Origin of the sequence: Micromonospora sp. C81 (genome assembly GCF_018070425.1) — a bacterium.
GTDB classification, from domain to species: Bacteria; Actinomycetota; Actinomycetes; order Mycobacteriales; family Micromonosporaceae; genus Micromonospora; species Micromonospora zamorensis.
In genome coordinates this window covers 1-14,696 of the sequence record NZ_JAGPXS010000012.1, presented here as the reverse complement: position 1 = coordinate 14,696, position 14,696 = coordinate 1, and the positions used below count along the sequence as shown (strand labels likewise).

Here is a 14,696-nt window from a genome sequence, read left to right as displayed (position 1 = left end):
GTGTGCCCTCAGCAGCGCGGCACGTTCGGGATGTACCCGTCGTAGCCGGTCAGCACGAAGGCGTCGGAGACGTAGCGGTTGGTGCCGATCCGGTTCCAGACGGCGGTCGTGCCGTACGGGCCGGTGACCGTGCTACCGACAGCCTGGCAGTAGACGGAGACGGTGGCGCCGTCGGCGACCGAGCCGACGACCGGATAGCTGGCACCGGGGCCGGAGCGCACGTTGAGGCTGGACGCCTCGGTGTTCACCGTGCCGGAGCCGATGCCGGTGACCCCGTTCACCAACTGCATGTAGTAGGTCCAGTTCCAGTTCGGGCCCGGGTCGGTGTGGGTGGCGCCGGGCACCTCACGGTGGGCGATGATGTGCGCCCGGTCCCTGGTTATGCCGTACTTCGTGGTGAGGCTCCGGGTGAGCGCGGCCGAGGCGCGGTACATCGCGTCGGTGAACCAGGCGGGGTTGTCGACGAACCCCTCGTGCTCGATGCCGATCGACTCGGTGTTGTAGGTCCAGTTGCCGGCGTGCCAGGCGATGTCCTTCTCCCGCACCGACTGGGTGACGGCCCCGTCGGACGAGCGGAAGGTGTAGTGCGCGCTGGCCTTTGCCGCCGGGTTCTGGAACCAGCTGACAGCGCCGGCGTACGAGCCCTGCGTCATGTGGATGACGATGCGGGTGACCGGGTGGCTGCCCGGTCGACTGGCCACTGTGTAGTTGCTCGTGCTGGCCGGCGCCCACGCGGCCGGCCCGTAGTCGGTGCTGAGGGTGCCGATCCCGCCGAGCACGGCGGCCCGCTCCAGGCCACCTCGCCGGGGCGCTACCGGCCGCCCGGCCACCGCCTCGCCGCGCCCGGTGAAACCGGCACGCAGCAGGTCGTAGACGGTGTCCGCGTAGAGCCGCGCGACCGACGGCTCGCTGGCGCCGCCGTACCGGGCGACCGGCCCGAACCAACCGTTCACGTCGTCGCGCGCGGCGGCGGTGAGGCCCGCCTGATCGGCGTACGAGCGCAGGACGGCAGCCGCCCCGAGCACGTTCGCTGTGGGTTCGGTACGCAGCGCGGCCGGGCTGAGCCGGGTGAGCGTGGCAGCCTCGTCCAGGGTGCGCACCCCGGGGTTGCTCGCCAGGTGCATCAGCCCGTGGCCGCCCGCCGCGCTCGGTGTGCTGGCGTGCATCTCCAGCCGCGACTCGGCGTAGCCCAGCGCCACCAGGAGGTCGCGCGGAACGTCGTACCGGGTGGCGGCGGTGTCGAACGCGACGGCCAGTGGGGCGGCCGTCACTGGCGTGCCAGCGGGATCCGCGACGGCCGGTGACGCGACCGCGACGACTCCGGTCAGGGCGGTGGTCAGGGCGAGCAGGAACCGGCCTCGGTGGAAGCTTCGAACGGGCATCAGCTCTCCTTGCGGTGACTGAGGTTGGCGGCCGGTCAGCCGCCAACCTCGGTGGTCGAACTCGTCAGCACCAGCCGTTGATCGGACCGTTCACACCGGTCGACAGGTAGGCGTCGGAAACCCAACTGCCGTCGCTCAACCGGTTCCAGAGCGCCGTGGTGCCGTACCGCCCGGTGTGGGAGGTGCCGTTGGCGGAGCAGGAGATGGTGACGGTGGCGCCGTCGGCGACCGAGCCGAGCGAGCCGTAGCCGGTTCCCGGCCCGGCCCGTCGGGTGAGCACCCCGCCGCCGTTCGCGTCGACCACCCCCTGGTTGAAGCCGAGCGCGCCGTAGTTGTAGAGGCCCGCTCCGGCACCGGCCCAGGCCGACCCGTGCCGCGCCCCGCCTTGGTAGGCGGCGGCGCCGTTGGCCAGCACCCACTTGCCGATGTCGTGGCCGGCGATCGGGACGTACGCGCTGTTCTGCCGAAGTCCGAAGTGGACGTGCCGGCCGTAGGCCGCGCCGCCGCACGTCACGTCGGTGCCGGTGTTGCCGAGGACCGCACCCTGGCCGACACCTGCGCCGTTGACGGAGATGCTGTTCCACAGGTGGTAGTAGTCGGTCGAGTAGCCCCGGTCGTGGATGACCCGGATCCACCCCTGGCACATCGTGTACGCCGTTCCGGCCCGGGCCGCGCGGACCACCTGGTCGCCGCCGGCCAGGTCGACCGAGCTGTACGGCGACTCGCTTCCGCCCCAGCCGTGCGGGCCGCTGGTGAGCGTCCACGTCTGGCCGACGCCGAACGGCAGGGCCATCCCGGTCCGGTAGTCGCCGCCCGCGTACATCGGGGCCGGCGTGGTGGTAAGCACGCTCCTCTCCTGACCCGTCATGAGGGGCGACTCGGCGGCCAGTTCGCCGAAGGCGGCCTCGCCGTCGAAGGCGATCCGCCACCCGGCGGACTCGGACCGGGCGAGGAAGATCGACCCGGTCGGGTGGGCGTCCTCCTGTCGGGGCGCGAGAGCGACAGCGGTGCCGAACGCCCAGCGGCCGCTGGTGCGGCTGACGGTGATCCGGGTTTCCGGTCGCGCGTCGGCCGTGGACAGCTGGGAGGAGCCGAGCAGCTTGGCGGTCACCGCGGCGGTGAGCGCGGGGGTGACAGCCGCAGCCGAGGCGCTGGGCGCCGCCCCGATCAGGCTCGTGACCATCAACAGGGCCGCGGCTGTGCCGCCGACCAGTCGTCGACCGTGTCTCATCGTGGCCTCACTCTCGGATGGGTTTTCGGGCCGCCGGTTTCCGCCACGGGTGCCCTCCTTCCGGATGACAACCGAGAGACAACCGTCGATATTGACGCTGATTGTTATGTAGCAAATCGTCGAAGTCAACGCACCCATCGAAGGTTTTCTACATCCCTGGATTCGCGCCCGTGCGGGCCGGTTTGGCGCACTGCACGGCCCGTGGACGAGGATTGCGCGATCCGGTCGGGCGTGGCACTGTGCGGAACGCCGATACCGGAGGGGGCGAGCGCAGATGTTGACTCTTCAACGGGTATTGGTCGGCTACGGCGACGCGCCGGCCGTCCTCCGGGACGTGTCGGTGACGGTCCGTCCGGGTCGGGTGCTGGCGTTGACCGGTTCGTCGGGTGCCGGCAAGACCACCCTGCTCAACGCGATGGCCGGGCTGCTGCGCCCACGAGACGGCACAGTGACTGTCGACGGGCAGGCGCTCCGCGACCGTGATCACGCGGTTGCGCAGCGGATCGTCCTCGTCCCGCAGGACAACGGTCTGGCCCCGATCCTGACCGCGACCGAAAACCTCCAGGTGGCACTGGTCGCCAGCGGTGTGGCAGCGCCGGAGGCCCGCCAGCAGACCGCAGCGATGTTGGATCGGCTGGGTCTCGCCGGCCAGGCCGACCAGTTGGTCGAGGAGCTGTCCGGCGGTCAGCAGCAGCGCACGGCCATCGCTCGCGGTCTGGCGCTGCGCGGCGGCGTGCTGCTGGCCGACGAGGTGACCAGCGAACTGGACGCGGGCAATCGGCAGCGGGTTCTGGATCTGCTGCACGACGAGGCACGCCGGGGTGCCGCCGTCGTGTTCGCCACCCACGACCCGGAGGTGGCCGCCGCCTGCGAAGCGGAGCTGCACCTCGTCGAGGGTCGGGCGGAGATCCTGCGCGACTGAGGCCCCGAATAACCGGCAGGTCTCAGTCCACCCGCACGGGGCAGCGGGCCGGCGGCGGAGTCAATACCGTCGGCGTTGATGCTGACCGTCATCTGGGGCGCGATCGCGGCCCGCCGTGCACAGGCCATGGCCGTGCTGCTGCTCGCGGTGCTCGCCAGCGCCGCCGCAGCGGCCGCACCGACCTACGTCGCCGCGGCCGGGCAGGCCCTGTGGCGCTACGAACTGTCCACCGCGCAGCCGAACGAGCTTCGGATGCGACTCGCCGATCCCGTCGAATATCCGGGGATGCCCGGCGATCCCACCAGGACGGTGTTCGCCGGCAAGGTCCGGCAGTTGACGCCGGCCGGTTTCGACGTCGTCCTGGGCGCCCAGAGTGGCGGTGTCGCCACCGGTCGTGCCGGCACGGTGACCTCGAACCTGACCTATCGGGCGGGGGTCTGCGAACGCGTCACCATGACCGGCGCATGCCCCCGGGCCACATCGAGGGGTCAGCTCCCCGAGGTCATGGTCAGCACGCACACCGCGTCGCGGCTCGGTGTCGCCGTCGGGGATCAGTTCACGTTCGGCGCGGCGCCGGTGCGGGTGACCGGCATCTACCAGCCGCTGGACGTGAAGGACCCCTTCTGGCTTGGCGAGGAGTTCATCCGGCCACCCCCGGCGGACTCGACCAGCACGTCGATTCCGGGCAGCGCCGAGGACGCCATCTTCAGCGCCGAGTCCTCGCCCCTCGTCGACGAGCAGGTGATCCTTTTCCGGTCGACGGCCGATCTCTACGCCACCGAGCAGTTGCTGGACAACCGATCGATAGAGGACCTGCAGGCGGCGATCGCGGTGCTGCAGCGCGACGGGGAGCGTGAGGGTTTCGGCGCCGGCACCACCCTGCCCAGTCTGTTGGACCGCGTCACGCTGCAACGCGGGCAACTGGCCGACGGCGTGACGCTGGGCGCGGGGCTGCTCGTCCTGCTCTGCTGGCTGGTCCTCTTCGTCGCTGTTGCGTCGGCGGCCGACCAGCGGCGACCGGAGCAGGGCCTGCTCCTGCTCCGTGGGGTGCAGCGCCGACGACTGTGGGCGCTGGCGATCGGCGAGCACACCGTGCCCGTGCTGGTCGCGATTCCCCTCGGCTGCCTGGCCGGTCTGGCCGCTGCCAAACTGCTCGCCGCGCACACCCTCCCGGCCCACGCCGACGTCGCGGTGGACGCGACCACGATCGGATTCGCCACCATCGGCGCCGTCGGCGCACTCGCCGCGGTGCTGCTGGCCCAGGCTCGGATGATGTCCGCGCCGGTCGTCGACCTGCTGCGCCGGGTGCCGGCACGGGTACGAGGATGGCGGGCGACCATCGGTGACGTCGTCGCGGTGTCCATCGCTGTAGCCGCCGTGGTGCAGTTACGCTCCGGCGGCTCGCCCAGCGGCCTCGCGCTGGTGGCGCCGGTCGCCGGAGCGCTCGCCGCAGGTGTGCTGCTGGCGCGGGTCGCGATGATCGCCGGAGCCGCGGTGGGTGCGCAGCTGCTCCTGCGCGGCCGGACGGCGGTCGGCCTCGCCCTGGTGCAGGTGGCCCGGCAACCGCGGTTCCGACCCCTGATCGCCCTGCTCACCGTTGTCGTCGCAATGCTCGCCTTCACCGTCGCGACGAGTGAGGTCGCCTCGGCTGCCTACCGCGACCGGGCGGCGGTCGAGGTCGGTGCGCCCCGCGTCGTCGAGGTCGACGCGACCTCCCGTTCACACCTGTTGACAGCCGTGCGGGCGGTCGATCCCGAGGGCACATTCGCGATGGCCGCCGTGGTGTCGGGTTCGCCTGACGTGGCCGGCACGCCGCTGTTGGCCGTGGACTCCGACCGGCTGGCGACGGTGGCCGCGCCGCATCCGTCCTACGGCGTGTCCCTGGCGGACATCGCCCGAGACATCCACCCGCCCGCACCGGGGGCACCCGTGCAGCTGCGGGGTCGACAGCTCATCATGGCGCTCTCCGCCGACTTCGGCGCTGAGGCCTTCGCCGGAAATCGGGTCCGCCTGGCGATCACGATCTCCGGAAGGAACGGGACCCGGGTGGTGCTCCCCTCCCGCGACGACATCCGGCCCGGCCGCAAGGATTACGTCCTCCAGGTGCCCGAGTGCGCGCAGGGATGCCGGCTGGTCAAGATCGAGATTGACGCTCCCGTGGTGGTCCGGCAGCTCACGGTCCAGTTCGAGGAGCTGCGCACCGCCGAAGCCGACGGCGGAGGCGAGACTGTCGTGCTGACCGGCGCACAGCTCGCCGATCCGCGACGGTGGCGGCTGCTCGATCCGGTTGAGACGTCTCTCGGCGCCGCGAGCGGAACGAAGGCGGCGCTGGTCCTCGAGATCTCGGAAAACCGACGGGCAAGGCCGGCCGGCGTCGGTGTCGCCGATGCGCCGTTCCCGCTGCCCGTCTACCTGACCCGGTCGAAGGGGACAGGGCTCGGCGGGTCTCATCCGTACGACGGTGTCGACGGGACGCCGACCAACGGGTCGGTGCGAGGCCTGGCCGACCGCCTGCCGCGGCTCGGTGGCTCCGGTCTGATCGTCGACCTGGAGTACGCGGACCGACTCGCCGTCGCCAGTCAGAACGGCAACGAGGAGGTCTGGTTGGCGCCCTCGGCTCCCGCCGACGTCCTCGACCGGCTTCGCGCACAGGGCCTGGTCGTGCGAGGTGAGAAGACGATCACCCAGGTACGAGAGGATTTCGATCGGCAGGGAGCGGCGTTGGCGCTGCGCTTCAACGTGTTCGCCGCGCTGGCCGGGGTGCTGATCGGGGCGGCCGGCATGGTGGCGACGGCCTCCGCCGAGCAACGCACCCGGGTGGCCATGCTGGTGGCGCTCCGGCGGCAGGGGTTGCCACCACGCGCCGTGCGTGGCGGCTACGGGTGGCCGGTCGTGTTCGCGGTGGGGTCGGGTGCTCTCGTCACCCTGGTGATCTGGCTCCTCACCCGGGGCGGGCAGCGTCTGTTCAGTGACGGCCGCTCACCGGTCCCGTTACCCGACTGGCCGGACGTCGGCCGGCTGCTGTTGTTCGCGGTGCCGGCCGTCATCCTGTTCGCCCTCACGGCTGTCGTGCTCGGTCGGATCGTCGCCGCCTCGGTGCGCCGCCGGAGCGGTCGATGACCGCCGCGCGGCAGGACGAGCCGATGACCGCCGCACAGCCGGCCGGGGGTGTCGCCGTCACCTGCCACCGGCTGATCCACATCTACCCCACCGCCACCGGTGACGTCGTCGCGCTCTCCGGCGTGGACCTCAACATCGCAGCCGGCGAGATGCTGGCGCTGGTGGGTCCGTCCGGCTCCGGCAAGTCCACGTTGGTGGCCATCCTCGGTGGGCTCATGCAACCCTCCGCCGGGCGGGTCTACGTCGGCGACCACGAGTTGTCCCGACTCTCGTCCAAGGGCCTGGCCGCCCTGCGCGGGGCCACCGTCGGCACTGTGCTCCAGGGCGCCGAACGCAACCTGCTGCCGTACCTGTCGCTGTCCCGCAACATCTGGCTGGCACAGCGACCCGCAGCGCGCCTCGCCGGACGCCGGCTCGACCCACCGGAGGCGATCCTGGACCTGGTCGGTCTCGCCGGTGCCGCCACACGGCGGGTGAGCGACCTGACCCCGGGGCAGCGCCAGCGGGCCGCTCTGGCGCAGGGGCTCGCCGCCGGGCCCGGCCTGCTCCTGGTCGACGAGCCGACCAGTCAGCTCGACGTGGCCGGTCGCGACGAGGTGCTCGCGGCGCTGGCCACGGTCAACGCGGAGCGGGGCACCACAGTGGTCGTGGTGACCCACGACGGCGAGGTGGGCGCCCAACTCGGCCGAGCGGTCACCATCCGCGACGGCCGGGTCGGCGCCGAGGGGCGTAACGGCCGGGACTTCGCCGTGGTGGCCGGTGACGGGACGATCCAGTTGCCGCCCGAGACGTCGGCGGCCTTCCCGGCCGGGACGTTGTTCGAGGTCGACCACAACGATGAGTCGATCACTCTGCGTGCCGTGGCCGCCCCGTCGTCCCTCGGCGGAGACGACGGAGTGGCCAGCGCCAGCGGCGAGCCTGACCACGCCGTCTGAACCTGGTTGAACGCGTTGCCGTCGTTGTCGTCGGTGCAGCACGTTCCGTCAGGTGAGTGGGGACGGCGACTCGGCCCCGGGGATCACTAGCTTCGGTGCCCCTGACCCGTCGGCCGGGACGCTCCACACGTCCGGGCGGCCGTCGCTCTGCCGCAACGTGTAGGCCAGCGTGGTGTCGTCGAGCCAGGCCGCCTGGTCGTCGACGCTTGTCGTCTCGGCCGTCGCGGTGACCCGCATGGTCGCCAGGTCGAGGACCGAGAGACGCCAACCCTTCGCCGGGTCGGCGTCGATCGCCTCCTTGAACGCGAGCCGGGTGCCGTCCGGTGACAGCGACGGGCACTCAACGTTCTCCTTCAGCGTCTCGACCGTACGGGCCGCGAGGTCACCCCGCACGAGATACCTCCTGCCCCCGGTCGACATGGTCGCGTAGAAGCGGTTGTCGTCGGCGGTGAAGGTGACACCCCAGTAGTTGACGTCCGGGTGGCGGTAGCTCCGGCCGTCCCGGGTGATCGCGAACTCCTCGAGCGAGGCCACCGTGGCGCCGGTGGTGGTGTCGAGGATGCCGGTGCGGGTGGAGAAGCCACTGGAGGTGTAGGAGTCGCCACCGACGAACGTCGTCCAGGAGACCATCCGGCCGGAAGCCGAGACCCGGGCCCGGTTCGGCAGGCCCGGCACGCTGATCGCCCGCGTCTCGCGCAGCGCCGCGTCGAGCACGACCATCCGGTACGACCACGCGGTCTCCGGCTTCAGGCAGACACCGGTGCCGGCGGCGGCGTACACCCGGAGGCATTCCAGGCCGGAGACCGTACGCGATCCGGCGGGGTCGGCCGTCGCGACGGTGGACACGTACCGGTCGGTGATCGCCAACAGGCGCGGGCCGGGTGTCAGGGTGACCGCCTGGTCGCCGGCGGCGGGAGGCGGCGGTGGGGCAGGTTCCGCCGCCATGGCCACATAGCCGGCCGCCACACTGCCCAGCAGCACGGCCGAGGCGACCACCACACCGATCTTGGCTCGGGTCGACATCACGGTCATCGGGGCACCTTCCGGGTGATCAGGCGGGACGGGGAGGCCAGCAGGAGGAGCGTGCCGACCAGGACCCCGGCGACGGCGACGGCCGCCGCGCGGATCGCGTTCTCCGGTCCCCACGCCTGCCAGGCGAGACCGAACAGGACGGAGGAGACGAGGTACGCCAGTGCCTGCCCGGTCTGCACGAGCGCGATACCTGTGGTCCGCAGCCGCGCCGGCAGCACCGGGCCGGCGAGCGCGATGAGCACGCCGTCGGTGGCCGCGTAGAACGCGCCGTACAGGGCCAGCGTCAGCGCGATCAGGGGCCAACCGTCGACTGGACCGGCCAGCAGCAGGTACGTCGCGCCGAGGGCGGCGTAGCCGCCGATCACCACGGGCAGGCGGCCGATCCGGTCGGCGAGTACGCCGAGCGGGGCGGCGAGCAGCAGGTAGGCCAGGCTGGTCCCCACCGCGAGCAGTGGAAACCAGCGCAGACCGAGGTCTTCCCGGCGTTGCAGCAACAGATAGACGAAGCCGTCGCCGATGGTGGCCAACCCGAGCATCGCCGCGGCCAGCACCAGTCGGCGGGCGGGCCCGCCGCGCAGCAGACCGAACGCCTCGCGCACGGAGACCGTCGGGTCGCTCGGCTGCTCGGTCCGGTCGCTCGGCTGCTCCGTCGGCTCACCGGCCGGACGCTCGCGGACGAAGAGCACGAGCACGACCACGGCCAGGGCGGCGATGCAGAAGCTGGTGACGAAGACCGCGTCGTAGGACTGCCCGACGACCAGCAGGACCGCGAACGCGGCGAGCGGTCCGAGGAACGCCCCGAAGCTGTCCATCGCCCGGTGCACCCCGAACGCCCGACCCAGCGCCTCGGGTGGGCTGGAGAGCGTGATCAGCGCGTCGCGCGGCGCGCTGCGTAAACCCTTACCGAGCCGGTCGACGGCGATGACGGCGCCGATCGCCGGTATCGACCGGCCGGCGAGCAGCAGACCGAGCTTCGCGACCGCCGAGAGCGTGTAGCCGATGCCGGCGATCAGCTTGCGCCGCCGGAACCGGTCGGCGGCGAAGCCACCGACGACCCGCAGCAGGGCGGTGGCGCCGGTGTGGACGCCGTCGAGCACGCCGAAGGCCACCGGGCTGAGTTGCAGGCCCAGCACCAGATAGAGGGGCAGGACGGCGGCCACCATCTCGGCCGAGATGTCGGTGATCAGGCTGACCGTGCCCAGTGCGACGACGTTGCCGCTGACCAACGCGAACCGCCGGCGCCGTGGTCCGGGTCCGGGTCCGGGTCCGGGTTCCTCGGCGGCCGGCCGGGAGACGGTCGACAGGTACACGAGCATCTCCTCGGGTCGACGACTGACGGTCAGCCATCGTGGCGACCGGGTCGGAGGGGCCGCAAGGGACGGTGGGCGTCACGCAGACATGCGACGGATGAACAGGTGACAAACATCGAGAAGTTTCGCTGTTTGAGCGTACTGTTCATCTGGCGGCAGTGCGTCGGTTCATCGGCCTTCCTACATTCCTTGCGCTCTCCACCCGCAGAGAAGGGGTCCTGGATGGACATTCGATTCGCCCGCCCACCGCTGACGCTGGCAACGGCCGCGGTGCTCGTCGTCGCCAGCGCCGCCGTCGTCCTCACCGGCTCGGTCGCGGCGTCGGCGGCCAGCGTGACGTTCACGCCGGTCGCCGACACCTACGTCCAGAGCGACACGGCCTCCACCAACTACGGCACGTCAACGCAGATCGTGGTCGACAACTCGCCGGTGCGGCGCTCGTTCCTGCGCTTCACGGTGAGCGGCGTCAGCGGCACGGTGACCGGCGCCAAGCTGCGACTGCGCACGATCAGTGGCAACAGCGGCAGCGACGCCGGTGGCACGTTCCGCCGTATGTCCAACACGACGTGGTCCGAGACCGGCACCACCTGGAACAACCAGCCGACCATCGACGGGGCCACGCTCGGCACGGTCGGCGCGGTCAGCGGCAACACCTGGTACGAGGTCGACGTCACGGCGGCGGTCACCGGCAACGGCACGTACAGCTTCGGTGCGACCTCCTCCAGCGGCGACGGCGCCTACTACGACACCCGCGAGAGCGGGGCCGACGCCCCGCAGCTGGTGGTCACCACCGGGACCACGCCACCCCCGTCCGGGGACCCGGTGTTCGTCGGCGCCGGCGACATCGCCGACTCGGGTTCCGGCGACAGCGCCACCGCGACGCTGCTCGACAACATCCCGGGGACGGTCTTCACCACCGGCGACAACGTCTACGACAGCGGCACCGCGTCTCAGTTCAGCAGCTACTACGAGCCCACCTGGGGTCGACACAAGACGCGCACCCGCCCGTCGCCGGGCAACCACGACTACAACACGTCGGGAGCGACCGGCTACTACAACTACTTCGGTACGTCCGCCGGCCCGAGCGGCCGCGGCTACTACTCGTTCGACCTCGGCAACTGGCACATCGTGTCGCTCAACTCGAACATCAGCATGTCGGCCGGCTCGACCCAGGAGCAGTGGCTGCGCGCGGACCTGGCCGCCAGCAGCAAGCCGTGCACGCTCGCGTACTGGCACCACCCGCTGTTCACGTCCAGCTCCAACCACGCGCCGTCGACGTCGACGCGTCCGCTGTACCAGGCGCTCTACGACCACAACGCCGACGTCGTGGTGTGGGGGCACAACCACGTGTACGAACGGTTCGCGCCGATGAACCCCTCCGGCGGCGCGGACGCCAGCCGGGGCATGCGCAGCTTCGTCGCCGGAATGGGCGGTGCGAGCCACTACGGCTTCGGCACCATCCAGCCCAACAGCGAGGCGCGCAACAGCTCGGCGTGGGGTGTCCTGAAGTTCACCCTGCACTCCGGCAGCTACGACTGGCAGTTCGTGCCGGTGGCCGGGCAGACCTACAACGACAGCGGCACCGGCAACTGCCACTGACCGCGTGATCCCGCTGCGTCGTCCGCGGCGCAGCGGGATCGTCACGCGCCCGACCCTGCGGCGCTTCGGTGTCGCTTCCCTGGCAGGCCCTGGGTGTGTCCGGCTCCTGTCGAGCTGCCCCGGGTATGGGGCAGCTCTACAGGACCACCGACAGATGGGGTGCACCCCGCGGGGCGGCTCAGGCATCGGCGCGGGAAGCCCTCAACCAGCGTGCCGGGCGCCGGCGCGGGGCCGAGGCGGGCACGGTGACTACGGACCACCCATTGACGCGTGGCCCCTGCCCGCGGAGGCGGGCAGGGGCCACGGTCGTGCTGTTGCGACGTCAGCGGGCCGTGCCGGCCCGACGCTTGTTGTAAACGTCGAAGGCGACGGCGACGAGCAGGACGAGACCCTTCACCACCGACTGGGTCGACTGGTCGATACCCATCAGCTGCATGCCGTTGCTCATCACCGCCATGATCAGACCACCGACCATCGCGCCCACGACGGTGCCGACACCACCAGTGACCGCCGCACCGCCGATGAAGGCCGCGGCGATCGCGTCCAGCTCGAACATGTTGCCGGCGGCGGGCTGGGCGCCGTTCGACCGCGACGAGTAGATGACGCCGGCCACCGCGGCCAGGAAGCCCATGTTGACGAACATCCAGAAGTTGACGGTCCGGACCTTCACGCCGGACAGCGCCGCCGCCGACAGGTTGCCGCCGATCGCGTACACCTGGCGGCCGAAGACGGTACGCCGGGTGAGCAGGCCGTAGACCAGCACGAGGACCGCGAGGATGATCAGCACGATCGGCAGGCCACGGGCGTGCGCCAGCTGCCAGGCGAAGTACATGATGACCGCGCCGACCACGACGACCCGGGCGACGAACAGCGGGAACGACTCGACGGGTTGCTGGTAGCGGATCCGCGCCACGCGGGTGCGGAAGCCGCTCACCGCGTAACCGGCCACCGCGACGGCACCGATCAGCAGCGTGAAGGCGTCAAAACCGTTGCCGCCGAGCAGGCCGTTGAGGAAGCCCGCCGCGACCTGCTGGTATTCCGACGGGAACGGCGACAGCGAGATGTTGTCGAGCACCCGCAGGGTGAGGCCCCGGAACAGCAGCATGCCGGCCAGGGTCACGATGAACGCCGGGATGCCGGCGTACGCCACCCAGAAGCCGTGCCAGGCACCGACCGCGACACCGACGGCGAGCGCGGCGAGGACGCCCACCCACCAGGGGTAGCCCTGTTGGATCACCAGGACGGCGGACACCGCTCCGGTCAGCGCGACGACCGACCCGACCGACAGGTCGATGTGCCCGCCGATGATCAGGATGACCATCCCGATCGCCAGCACCAGGATGTACGAGTACTGGAGAACGATGTTGGTGATGTTGCCCGGGCTCAGCAGCACCCCGTCGGTCAGGATCGCGAAGAGCCCGACGATGACGACCAGCGCGACGTAGATCCCGCTCTGCCGCAGGTTGTTCAACACCAGCGCCCGCAGGTCGCTCGTCCCGCTGTGCAGGGCGGCGGCGGGCGTGCTGTCCGGGGGCGTCGGGCGCTCCGTCGAAGGGGTCTTGATGCTGGTCATCCGACGAGCTCCTTGTCCTTGGTCATCAGCTCCATGAGGCTCTCCTGAGTCGCCTCGGCCACCGGCATCTCACCGGTGATCCGGCCGGCGGCGAGGGTGTAGATGCGGTCGCACATCCCGAGCAGCTCCGGCAGCTCGGAGGAGATGACGATCACCGCCTTACCGGCGGCCACCAGCCGGTTGATGATCGTGTAGATCTCGAACTTGGCGCCGACGTCGATCCCTCGGGTGGGTTCGTCGAGGATCAGCACGTCCGGGTCGGTGAACAGCCACTTCGACAGCACGACCTTCTGCTGGTTGCCGCCGGAGAGCTTGCCCACCACCGCCATGACGCTCGGCGTCCGGATGTTCATCTCCTTGCGGCTCGCCTCGGCAACCTTGATCTCCTCGTTGCCGTTCACCCAGCCCAGCCTGGACAACCGGTCCAACGCGGCGGCGGAGACATTACGGCGGACGTCGTCGATGAGGTTGAGGCCGTACCGCTTGCGGTCCTCGGTGACGTACGCGATGCCGTTGTCGATCGCCTCGGCGACGGTACGCGCGTGCACCTCGCGCCCGCGCACGAACAGCCGGCCACTGATGTCACGGCCGTACGAGCGACCGAACACGCTCATCGCCAGCTCGGTCCGCCCGGCGCCCATCAGACCTGCGATGCCGACGACCTCGCCGGCGCGGACGGACAGGCCGACGCCCTCGACGACCTTCCGGTCCTGGACCGGGTGCCGCACCGTCCAGTCCTCGATCCGGAGGACCTCCTCGCCGGGGGACGACTCTCGGTCGGGGTAGAAGCTGTCCAGGTCGCGCCCGACCATCCCCCGGATGATGCGCTGCTGGGTCACCTCGTCGGACTTCATGTCCAGGGTCTCCACGGCGCGCCCGTCCCGGATGACGGTGGTCGAGTCGGCGATGGCGGTGATCTCGTTGAGCTTGTGCGAGATCATGATGCAGGTGATGCCCTGCTCCTTGAGGGCCCGCAACAGGTCGAGCAGGTGCGCCGAGTCGATGTCGTTGAGTGCGGCCGTCGGCTCGTCGAGGATGAGCAGGCGCACCTTCTTCGACAGCGCCTTGGCGATCTCCACCAGCTGCTGCTTCCCGACGCCGAGCTGGATGACCGGGGTGACCGGGTTCTCGTGCAGCCCGACGGACGCCAGCAGCTTCGCCGCTTCGGCGTTGGCGAAGTTCCAGTCGATGAGCCCGCTGCGGCCACGCCGCTCGTTGCCGAGGAAGATGTTCTCCGCGATCGACAGGTACGGCACCAGGGCGAGCTCCTGGTGGATGATGACGATGCCGTTGGCCTCGCTGTCGCGAATGCCCCGGAACTGCATCGGTTTGCCGTCGAAGAGGATCTCACCGTCGTACGAGCCGGACGGGTGGACGCCGGACAGCACCTTCATCAGGGTGGACTTGCCGGCGCCGTTCTCCCCGCAGATGGCGTGGATCTCCCCGCGACGCACCGCGAGGGTGACGTCCTCCAGCGCGGTCACGCCGGGGAAGGTCTTGGTGATGCGGCGCATCTCCAGGATGGTGTCGTCCATGGTCACTGTCCTCTGTCAGGTCGGACGCGGTACACCACAGCGTCGGGCGCGGCGCGG

General features: G+C 70.8%; 10 protein-coding genes. 4 read left to right on the top strand and 6 right to left on the bottom strand.

What is annotated here, in order from left to right; all coding sequences use genetic code 11:
• Positions 1-8: 8 nt before the first annotated feature.
• Both KBX46_RS32575 and KBX46_RS19865 read right to left on the bottom strand, forming a co-directional pair.
• The gene (locus tag KBX46_RS32575; protein WP_247667848.1) at positions 9-1,382 is read right to left on the bottom strand and encodes an N-acetylmuramoyl-L-alanine amidase; all 1,374 of its coding nucleotides are present in this window, start codon (positions 1,380-1,382) and stop codon (positions 9-11) included.
• Positions 1,383-1,446: 64 nt separating this feature from the next.
• Positions 1,447-2,613 (bottom strand): peptidoglycan DD-metalloendopeptidase family protein, encoded by a 1,167-nt coding sequence (locus KBX46_RS19865; protein ID WP_247667847.1) that lies wholly within the window; start codon positions 2,611-2,613, stop codon positions 1,447-1,449.
• A gap of 274 nt (positions 2,614-2,887) precedes the next feature.
• Here KBX46_RS19865 and KBX46_RS19860 point away from each other — a divergent pair, with 274 nt between their 5' ends.
• The 3 genes from KBX46_RS19860 (at position 2,888) to KBX46_RS19850 (ending at position 7,590) form a co-directional block, all read left to right on the top strand.
• Positions 2,888-3,535 (top strand): ABC transporter ATP-binding protein, encoded by a 648-nt coding sequence (locus KBX46_RS19860; RefSeq protein WP_210793595.1) that lies wholly within the window; start codon positions 2,888-2,890, stop codon positions 3,533-3,535.
• Between the two features lie 78 nt (positions 3,536-3,613).
• The gene (locus KBX46_RS19855) at positions 3,614-6,655 is read left to right on the top strand and encodes an FtsX-like permease family protein (RefSeq protein ID WP_210793594.1); all 3,042 of its coding nucleotides are present in this window, start codon (positions 3,614-3,616) and stop codon (positions 6,653-6,655) included.
• The gene (locus KBX46_RS19850) at positions 6,652-7,590 is read left to right on the top strand and encodes an ABC transporter ATP-binding protein (protein ID WP_247667846.1); all 939 of its coding nucleotides are present in this window, start codon (positions 6,652-6,654) and stop codon (positions 7,588-7,590) included. Before KBX46_RS19855 ends, KBX46_RS19850 begins: the two co-directional genes overlap by 4 nt.
• A gap of 48 nt (positions 7,591-7,638) precedes the next feature.
• Here the strand turns inward: KBX46_RS19850 and KBX46_RS19845 are convergent, their stop codons facing one another.
• Entirely contained in the window at positions 7,639-8,622 is a 984-nt protein-coding gene (locus KBX46_RS19845) for a PD40 domain-containing protein (RefSeq protein WP_210793593.1), read from the bottom strand.
• Complete coding sequence (locus KBX46_RS19840) at positions 8,619-9,932, bottom strand: MFS transporter (protein WP_374224990.1); 1,314 nt, start codon at positions 9,930-9,932, stop codon at positions 8,619-8,621. The genes KBX46_RS19845 and KBX46_RS19840 overlap by 4 nt, the downstream gene beginning before the upstream one ends.
• Before the next feature lie 222 nt (positions 9,933-10,154).
• Here KBX46_RS19840 and KBX46_RS19835 point away from each other — a divergent pair, with 222 nt between their 5' ends.
• Positions 10,155-11,531 carry a DNRLRE domain-containing protein gene (locus KBX46_RS19835; protein ID WP_210793591.1) on the top strand — a complete coding sequence of 459 codons (1,377 nt, stop codon included), beginning with the start codon at positions 10,155-10,157 and terminating at the stop codon, positions 11,529-11,531.
• 322 nt (positions 11,532-11,853) lie between these two features.
• Here the strand turns inward: KBX46_RS19835 and mmsB are convergent, their stop codons facing one another.
• Entirely contained in the window at positions 11,854-13,104 is a 1,251-nt protein-coding gene (gene mmsB, locus KBX46_RS19830; RefSeq protein WP_088947127.1) for a multiple monosaccharide ABC transporter permease, read from the bottom strand.
• Entirely contained in the window at positions 13,101-14,639 is a 1,539-nt protein-coding gene (gene mmsA, locus KBX46_RS19825) for a multiple monosaccharide ABC transporter ATP-binding protein (protein ID WP_088947126.1), read from the bottom strand. Before mmsA ends, mmsB begins: the two co-directional genes overlap by 4 nt.
• Positions 14,640-14,696 lie beyond the last annotated feature (57 nt).

Coding starts and splice junctions, on each gene's coding strand:
- KBX46_RS32575 (WP_247667848.1), bottom strand. CDS start 1,382: ATGCCCGTTCGAAGCTTCCACCGAGGCCGGTTCCTGCTCGCCCTGACC.
- KBX46_RS19865 (WP_247667847.1), bottom strand. CDS start 2,613: ATGAGACACGGTCGACGACTGGTCGGCGGCACAGCCGCGGCCCTGTTG.
- KBX46_RS19860 (WP_210793595.1), top strand. CDS start 2,888: ATGTTGACTCTTCAACGGGTATTGGTCGGCTACGGCGACGCGCCGGCC.
- KBX46_RS19855 (WP_210793594.1), top strand. CDS start 3,614: ATGCTGACCGTCATCTGGGGCGCGATCGCGGCCCGCCGTGCACAGGCC.
- KBX46_RS19850 (WP_247667846.1), top strand. CDS start 6,652: ATGACCGCCGCGCGGCAGGACGAGCCGATGACCGCCGCACAGCCGGCC.
- KBX46_RS19845 (WP_210793593.1), bottom strand. CDS start 8,622: ATGACCGTGATGTCGACCCGAGCCAAGATCGGTGTGGTGGTCGCCTCG.
- KBX46_RS19835 (WP_210793591.1), top strand. CDS start 10,155: ATGGACATTCGATTCGCCCGCCCACCGCTGACGCTGGCAACGGCCGCG.
- mmsB (WP_088947127.1), bottom strand. CDS start 13,104: ATGACCAGCATCAAGACCCCTTCGACGGAGCGCCCGACGCCCCCGGAC.
- mmsA (WP_088947126.1), bottom strand. CDS start 14,639: ATGGACGACACCATCCTGGAGATGCGCCGCATCACCAAGACCTTCCCC.